Here is a 2,152-nt window from a genome sequence, read left to right as displayed (position 1 = left end):
TCCCGGATGAGCTGGGCGAAGCCGTCACTGACGACAGTCGCTCACGCTTCGTGAAAACGGGCTTCTGATAGATTTTCTTCATCGACATTCCCCTTTGCCAATAATGTGTCACTCTTTGCCTTCCGCCGGGCAGCGTGTCAATCGCGCACGGCGGTATGCCGATGGCCATCACCGCCTCCACGGAAGGGACGCTGATGGCATAACTTGCCCATCGTTTTCGGGTGATTAACAAAAAGGGCAATTATATAACTGACAACCCCGCTCTTATTGGCGCTGGTTGTCAGGAAAGATCTGCCTGCGCCTTGCCCTTGCCGATAACCTTTGCTTGCCTACTGTCCCGACCATGAGAGGAGGCAAACATGGAACGGCTTTACCCGGTAGCTCTCGTGACGCTGTTTTGTAGCTTGATGATATTCGGAATGGCGGTGACGGTCGCGAGAACCCACAAGAAGACTGGCATACTGGCGCCCGCAATGACCGGCGACCCGCTCCTTGAACGAACCATCCGGGCACATGCCAACGCGGTGGAATGGTTTCCTATCTTTATGCCGTCGATGTGGCTGTTCGCGATCTACTGGAATGCCGCGTGGGCTTCCGGCCTTGGGCTGCTCTGGATGATAGGTCGGATTGCATATTTCGTAGGGTATCGCACCGCGCCCTTGAAGCGCTATCCCGGCTTCTTCGTCCAGTCGATTGCAGCCTTCGCGCTGCTTTTTGGCGCTCTGGGCCGGATCATCTATCTGATGCTCTAGGCGCTCCCCAGCCGCGGGAGAACGGCACGGTACCTCATAAGCGGAGATAGGGCGCACTCCCTCCGATCGGTGTCGGGTCGGTAATATTGCTGGACGCGTTCGAGGGGCGCCAAATGCTCATCGCCTCCTATTACATGTGGTTCGACGGCCGGCCGGCAGCCGAGCAATGAGGGGTGTACCTTCTTCACGACGCAGGTGGCCCATTCGCGGGCTCGCGACACCCTCGCCGCCGAACGCTGGCGGTTGCCCTGGCTGGCGGTTGAGAAGAATTATGCCTTTGAAGGGCTGAAGGGCCGCGTGAGCCTGCTCGACCGCAAAGCTGCCAACGACAAACGCAGTGCCCCGAAACGGACCTACATGGAACTGGCGCACCCGACAGGATTCGAACCTGTGACCTCTGCCTTCGGAGGGCAGCGCTCTATCCAGCTGAGCTACGGGTGCTTTCCGGAATCCGGAAAACGAACCAGCCGGTGAACCGGCAAGTCACGGCTTCTTAGCGGAAGCGGGCGCGGGCTTCAACGGGCAATTGGCGATTGGCGTAGCGACTTGGGCCGGGTGCGTCCAGGCTGCGGCCTACGAGGTTCCCGCCCCCGCCTTCACCGTCCGCCTTCCACGCACCGCCCGCTTCGGCTTCTTGGCGCCCGCCAGTTCGTGCATCGCGTCCAGCTGCATCTGCTGCATTTCGGCGAGCCGCGTCCATTGGCGCGAGATGAGGTAGTCGAGCTTTTCGTGCAGATGGCGCACTTCGAGCTCGGCCTTGAGGTTGACGCGGTAGTCGTTGAAGGAGCGCAGGCGGTCCTTGGACTCCTGCCGCCGCTGGCTCATCATGATGATCGGCGCCTGGATGGCGGCAATGCAGGAGAGCAGCAGGTTGAGCAGGATGAAGGGGTAGGGATCGAAGGCGCTCGACATGCCGGCGACCAGATTGATGCCGATCCACACCAGCAGCACGCTACCAAACGAGATCAGGAACCACCAACTGCCGCCGAAGGCCGCCATGTTGTCGGAGACGCGGTCGGCGAAGGTGCGGTGCTCCTCGAATTCTTCTTCCGAGTTTTCGGAAATCGTGTCCTGCCTGGCGATCGATTCGACCACCTGACGGTCGAGCTCGGAGAATTCGCCGTGCTCCTGCTGCAGCAGCTCCTCCATATAGCGCATGCGGTAGCGGCCGAGCTCGGCGCGGCTGATGCGGGCGCCGGCCGGCAGGTCGGGATGGTCCGAGCGGATGCGGTCGGCGAGGCTCGGGCGCAGCGTGTCGATGCGCACCAGATCGCGCTTGCGGAATTTGCGGCCCGATATCGCCGACGGCTTTTTCTTCGGCTTGCCACGGTGGGCGCCGGGGCCTGCCGGTTCGGAGTCCGGCACTTCGGGCGTGTCGAAGTGTTCGTCCGATACCGGAT

Annotated in this window: 2 protein-coding genes and 1 tRNA gene; 1 reads left to right on the top strand and 2 read right to left on the bottom strand. The window is 61.3% G+C overall.

Going from position 1 to position 2,152, the window contains the following annotated elements; genetic code table 11:
- Positions 1-359 precede the first annotated feature (359 nt).
- Positions 360-752, top strand: coding sequence for an MAPEG family protein (locus ENZ74_RS29980; RefSeq protein ID WP_013528384.1), 393 nt, complete (start codon positions 360-362; stop codon positions 750-752).
- Positions 753-1,116: 364 nt separating this feature from the next.
- On the opposite strand, the gene ENZ74_RS29970 is transcribed toward ENZ74_RS29980, so the two are convergent.
- Both ENZ74_RS29970 and ENZ74_RS29965 read right to left on the bottom strand, forming a co-directional pair.
- Positions 1,117-1,193: transfer RNA gene (locus ENZ74_RS29970), tRNA-Arg, on the bottom strand.
- A gap of 132 nt (positions 1,194-1,325) precedes the next feature.
- Positions 1,326-2,152, bottom strand: an 827-nt coding sequence (locus ENZ74_RS29965; protein WP_164761319.1) for a DUF1003 domain-containing protein, incomplete at its 5' end; no start/stop codon positions are given.

Origin of the sequence: Mesorhizobium sp. M7A.F.Ca.CA.002.15.2.1, assembly GCF_003998715.1 — a bacterium.
GTDB lineage: Bacteria > Pseudomonadota > Alphaproteobacteria > Rhizobiales > Rhizobiaceae > Mesorhizobium > Mesorhizobium ciceri.
Note: the sequence above shows the minus strand (reverse complement) of the source record. Positions and strands in the feature narration are given on the sequence as shown.

Bases quoted from the DNA above. Each gene is read 5' to 3' on its own strand.
- ENZ74_RS29980 (WP_013528384.1), top strand. From the start codon at position 360: ATGGAACGGCTTTACCCGGTAGCTCTCGTGACGCTGTTTTGTAGCTTG.